The following is a 758-nucleotide window of genomic DNA, read 5'->3' on the forward strand; positions in this document are numbered from 1 at the left end:
CGGCAAAGGCCGTCAACTTGTCGGCGTAGTCCTGCCATTGCTGCTGCGTCTGGAAACGCGGACGCTTGTACAGCGGGCGCGCTTCGCCCTGGATGGCGTCGGCCACTTCGCCGTAGACCATGACGGTCGCGCCACTGTCGGCCAGCAGACGCAAATGCGAGGCCACGGAGACGATCTCTTCTTCCACAGAGCGGTGCGCCAGCCGGCCCGAATACCAGCCAGAGACGCAGGCGAGATTGTATTTTCCCAGCACGGCGTTCAGGGCCGGGGCATCCTTGGGAAACTTGTTGCCCAGCTCGAAACCCACGTAGCCGATCTCGGCGCCCTCTTTCAAGGCCGTCTCCAGCGGCGTTTCGCCGCCCAGGCTCGGCAAATCGTCGTTCATCCACGAGATCGGGTTGATGCCGATCTTGACATTCCAAGTGTTCATCTCAGTTCCTTTGTTTCAGGCGATCAGTTTCATAACGGGCACGTGCCGCTTGCACGCCGGCTTGCGTGGACACTTCAGGCACGGCCACTTCCCACCAGCAACCGCCCTCGGCGGTCGTGCGCGTGGCGTCCGTATTGATGCAGATCAGATACGTGCGGGAAGCTGCCCGGGCGCGCAGCATGGCTTGTTCCAGTTCGGCGATACTGTCCACGTGCTCGCTGAGGGCGCCCAAGGATTGCGCATGCAGGGCGAAGTCGATGCGGGGTGCGCTGTCGGGCAACATATTGTTGAACGAGGCATTGCCGCACGCCTGCTGCAATCGGTTGAT

Annotated in this window: 2 pseudogenes; both read right to left on the bottom strand. The window is 62.0% G+C overall.

What is annotated here, in order from left to right:
• Positions 1–430: pseudogene (locus K0F85_RS28315) on the bottom strand (sugar phosphate isomerase/epimerase); the annotation flags it as partial.
• A gap of 1 nt (position 431) precedes the next feature.
• Positions 432–758 (bottom strand): annotated as a pseudogene (locus K0F85_RS28320) (3D-(3,5/4)-trihydroxycyclohexane-1,2-dione acylhydrolase (decyclizing)); the annotation flags it as partial.

The sequence above is a fragment of the Janthinobacterium sp. UMAB-56 genome (assembly GCF_900095265.1).
In the GTDB taxonomy this organism is placed as follows: Bacteria; Pseudomonadota; Gammaproteobacteria; order Burkholderiales; family Burkholderiaceae_D; genus Janthinobacterium.